Origin of the sequence: Pseudokineococcus marinus, assembly GCF_013004605.1 — a bacterium.
Taxonomy (GTDB): domain Bacteria; phylum Actinomycetota; class Actinomycetes; order Actinomycetales; family Quadrisphaeraceae; genus Pseudokineococcus; species Pseudokineococcus marinus.
Map to the genome: position 1 here is coordinate 1 of NZ_JABEMA010000253.1, position 4,568 is coordinate 4,568.

A 4,568-nucleotide genomic window follows, 5' to 3' on the forward strand; every position below is an offset into this window, starting at 1 on the left:
CGACCTGCTCGCCGCGGGGGGCGACCGCCCGCTCGTCGAGCGGGTGTTCGAGCTCCTGCCGGCGGCGCTGGCCGGCGTCGCGGCCCTGCCGCGGCAGGACCTCGCCGTCCGCGCGGACCCCCGCCGGCGCGTCCTCGACGCGCTGGCCCCCGACGTGGGCGCCGTCCGCGCCGAGGTCCGGGACGCCTGGGGCGTCCCGCCGTCGTCGCCCTGAGCAGGGCGGCGGCGTCCGTACCATCGAGACCGCACCACGCCGCGCCCAGCGAGCGCCGGCGCACCGCCCCGGAGGGCCCACGTGATCACTGCACAGGACGTCGAGCTGCGCGCCGGAGCGCGCCTGCTGCTCGGCGGCGCCACCTTCCGCGTCGGCCCGGGCGACCGGGTCGGGCTCGTCGGCCGCAACGGGGCGGGCAAGACGACGCTGACGCGCACGCTCGCGGGGGAGACCCAGCCCGCGGGCGGCACCATCACGCGGAGCGGGCCCGTCGGCTACCTGCCGCAGGACCCGCGCGCCGGCGACCCCGAGGTCCTGGCGCGCGACCGGATCCTCGCCGTGCGCGGCCTCGACCGCATCGTCGCGGGCCTGCGGACCGCCGAGGTGGGGATGGCCAGCGACGACGAGGCGGTCCGCGAGAAGGCGATGGCGCGGTGGGCGCGCCTGGACGCCGACTTCACGACGCAGGGCGGCTACACGGCCGAGAGCGAGGCCGCGGCCATCGCCGCCAACCTGGCGCTGCCCCCGCGCGTGCTCGACCAGCCGCTGAAGACCCTCTCCGGGGGCCAGCGCCGCCGCGTCGAGCTCGCGCGGGTCCTCTTCTCCGGCGCCGAGACGCTGCTGCTCGACGAGCCGACGAACCACCTCGACGCCGACTCCGTCTCCTGGCTGCGCGAGCACCTGGCCCGCCACAGCGGGGGCCTCGTGGTCATCAGCCACGACGTCGAGCTGCTCGAGGCCGTCGTCACCAAGGTCATGCACCTCGACGCCAACCGGTCCGTCGTCGACCTGTACAACGTCGGGTGGAAGGCGTACCTCGCGGCGAGGGCCACGGACGAGAAGCGCCGGCAGCGCGAGCGCGCCAACGCCGAGAAGAAGGCGTCGACGCTCATGGCGCAGGCCGACAAGATGCGGGCGAAGGCCACCAAGGCCGTCGCCGCGCAGAACATGGCCAAGCGCGCCGAGAAGCTCGTCAGCGGGCTCGAGGACGTGCGCCAGCAGGACCGCGTGGCCAAGCTGCGCTTCCCGAAGCCCGCCCCCTGCGGGCGCACCCCCGTCACCGCGGTGGACCTCAGCAAGACCTACGGCTCGCTCGAGGTCTTCACGGGCGTCGACCTCGCGATCGACAAGGGCAGCCGCGTCGTCGTGCTCGGCCTCAACGGCGCGGGGAAGACGACGCTGCTGCGCATGCTCGCCGGTGTCGAGCGGAGCGACGGCGAGGGCCGGGTCGTCCCCGGCCACGGGCTGCGCCTCGGCTACTACGCGCAGGAGCACGAGACGCTCGACCCGGACCGGTCGGTGCTGGAGAACATGCGGACGGCGGCGCCGGACCTGGGGGACACCGAGGTCCGCAGCGTCCTCGGCTCCTTCCTCTTCACGGGCGACGACTCCGACAAGCCGGTGTCGGTGCTCTCCGGCGGCGAGAAGACCCGCCTCGCGCTGGCGACGCTCGTCGTCTCGGCCGCCAACGTCCTCCTGCTGGACGAGCCGACGAACAACCTCGACCCGGCGTCGCGCGCCGAGGTGCTCGGCGCCCTGCAGCGGTACGAGGGCGCCGTCGTCCTCGTCACGCACGACGAGGGCGCCGTCGAGGCGCTCGAGCCCGAGCGCGTGGTCGTGCTGCCCGACGGCACGGAGGACCTGTGGAACCCCTCGTACGCCGAGCTCGTCCAGCTGGCCTGAGGGCGGGAGGCGACGACTCCGGCGCGGCGGATGCCCGGGTGGCCGTCGTCGGTGCGCGGGGTGATGATCCCGTGAGCGCCCGGCGGGGCCGTGGGGCGGCCGCCGGGGGAGGCGGCCGCCGGGGCCGCTCGGAGCGGTGGGTCGAGGAGGTCGGTCGTGGCAGCGACGCCGGACGGGTCGGAGCGGGACGAGGACGCCCGCGCGGCGGGGACGGCGGCGAGCCGTCGCCGGATGAGCGCCGACGAGCGCGCGGCGCTGCAGCAGCGGCTGGGCGCCCGCTACGGCGAGGGCTCGAGCATCCGCCAGCTCGCCGGCGAGGAGGGCCTCTCGTACGGGTTCGTCCACCGGCTGCTGAGCGAGGGCGGCACCGCGCTGCGCGGGCGGGGCGGCAGCACCCGGCGCCGCGCCGCCTCCTGAGCGCCGCGCGCACGGCGCGTCGTCCCGGGCCCGTCCGGGCCCCGGCGGAGCCGCGGAGGGCTGCCGCGTGAGCCACGGCGCGTCGTGGACGACGCTGCGGAGCTTCACCCGCGACCCGTCGCTGCGCAGCGGTGGCGTCAGCCGCGAGACGTGGCGGCGCATCGGCGACCTCGCACGGCCCTACCGCCGCCAGCTCGCGGTCTTCCTCGTCCTCGTCGTCCTCAGCTCGGCGGCCGCCGTCGCGACGCCCCTGCTGCTGGCCGTGCTCATCAACCGGGGCGTCGTCGCGGGCGACCGCGGGGTCGTGCTGGGCGTCGCCGGCGTCGTGGCGGCGCTCGCCCTCGTCGAGGGGGGCATCACCCTCGCCCAGCGCTGGTACTCCTCCCGCATCGGGGAGGGCCTCATCTACGACCTGCGCACGTCGGTCTTCGCGCACGTCCAGCGCCAGCCCGTCTCCTTCTTCACCCGCGCGCAGACCGGCGCCCTCGTGACGCGGCTCAACACCGACGTCAGCGGCGCCCAGCAGGCCTTCACGACGACACTCCAGTCCGTCGTCTCCAACGTCGTCCTCCTGGTGCTCGCGGGCGGCGTCGTCCTCAGCCAGGCGCCGGTGCTCCTGCTCGCCGTGCTGCTGCTCCTCCCGCTGTTCTGGGTGCCCGCCCGGCGCGTGGGTCGGCGCCTCTCGGGCCTGACCCGGCGGTCCATGGAGCTCAACGCCGACCTCGGCACGCGCATGACCGAGCGCTTCAACGTGGCCGGCGCCCTGCTCGTCACCCTCTACGGGCGACCCGACGAGGAGGACGAGCAGTTCCGCGAGCGGGCCGACCGGGTGCGCCGCATCGGCACGTCCATCGCCATGTCGAACCGCGTCTTCTTCACCGCGCTGACGACCGTCACGGCGCTCGCGACGGCGCTCGTCTACGGCGTCGGCGGGTTGCTGGCCATCGGCGGTCGCTTCGAGGTCGGCACCGTCGTGGCGCTGGCGGCGCTCATGGGGCGCCTGTACGGGCCCATCACCTCGCTCGCCAACGTGCGCGTCGACGTCATGAGCGCGCTCGTGAGCTTCGAGCGCGTCTTCGAGGTGCTCGACCTGCCCTCGCCGCTCGTCGAGGTCGAGGGCGCGGTCGACCTGCCCGAGGGACCCCTCGACGTCCGGCTCGACGGCGTCGGGTTCACCTACCCGCGCGCGGGGGAGGGCGGGCTCCGCTCGCTCGAGGGCGTGACGGCGGACGCCGCGGCGGCGGACGACGACGGGGACGGGGACGGTGCCGACGCGGAGGGGCGCCGGGAGGTCGTGGCGCCCGGCGGCCCCGAGGGCGGCCCCGCCCTCGCGGACGTCGACCTCCACGTGCCCGCCGGGCAGGTGCTCGCCCTGGTGGGCCGCAGCGGCGCCGGCAAGACGACGGCCACGGCCCTCGTGGCGCGCCTGTACGACCCGACCGAGGGGCGCGTCCTCGTGGGCGGCGTGGACCTGCGCGAGGCCCGCCTGGCGTCGGTGCACGACCGGATCGGCGTCGTCACCCAGGACGCCCACCTGTTCCACGACACGGTGCGGGCCAACCTCCTCTACGCGCGCCCGGGGGCGAGCGAGGCGGAGCTGCTCGCGGCGCTCGAGGCGGCGCAGGTCCTCGACGTCGTGCGCGACCTGCCGGAGGGCCTCGACACGGTCGTCGGCGACCGCGGCCACCGGCTCTCGGGCGGCGAGAAGCAGCGCGTCGCCCTCGCGCGCCTGCTCCTCAAGGCACCGGACGTCGTCGTCCTCGACGAGGCGACGGCGCACCTCGACTCGCGCTCCGAGGCGGCCGTGCAGCGGGCCCTCGAGCGGGCCCTCGAGGGGCGCACGAGCATCGTCATCGCGCACCGCCTCTCGACCGTGCGCAGCGCCGACCTCATCGCCGTCGTCGACGCCGGCCGCGTCGTCCAGACCGGGACGCACGAGGAGCTGCTGGCGCAGGGCGGCCCGTACGCGGTGCTGCACCGCACCCAGCTGGTCGGGGCGGGCGGGCCCCTCGGCGACGCGGCGGAGGACGCCGGGGACGTCGACCTCGAGGGCGGCGACGCCGAGGGGGACGACGCCCGGGAGGCGGCCGACCGCGGCGACGGGGCCGCACGGCGGGCGGGCGGGCGGCGTCCCCCCGCTCCTCGGCCGGCTCCTTAGCGGCGGCCCGCCGCGCCGTCCCCGAGCGCCGTCCGCTCGCCCGCACCTCGGACCAGCTCGTCGCGCTCCGCGGCGTCGACGAGCGCGTCCTCCTCC

General features: G+C 76.6%; 4 protein-coding genes. All 4 read left to right on the forward strand.

The window, feature by feature from the left end; genetic code table 11:
• A partial coding sequence (locus HLB09_RS13385; protein WP_171203845.1) for a hypothetical protein occupies positions 1–214 on the forward strand: 214 nt, incomplete at its 5' end.
• A gap of 81 nt (positions 215–295) precedes the next feature.
• A complete protein-coding gene (locus HLB09_RS13390) occupies positions 296–1,897 on the forward strand; it encodes an ABC-F family ATP-binding cassette domain-containing protein (protein WP_171203846.1) in 1,602 nt (533 codons plus the stop codon).
• A gap of 231 nt (positions 1,898–2,128) precedes the next feature.
• On the forward strand, positions 2,129–2,314 hold the full coding sequence (locus HLB09_RS13395) for a helix-turn-helix domain-containing protein (protein ID WP_246235386.1): 186 nt from the start codon (positions 2,129–2,131) through the stop codon (positions 2,312–2,314).
• Positions 2,315–2,381: 67 nt separating this feature from the next.
• Entirely contained in the window at positions 2,382–4,472 is a 2,091-nt protein-coding gene (locus HLB09_RS13400) for an ABC transporter ATP-binding protein (protein WP_171203848.1), read from the forward strand.
• Positions 4,473–4,568: the final 96 nt, after the last annotated feature.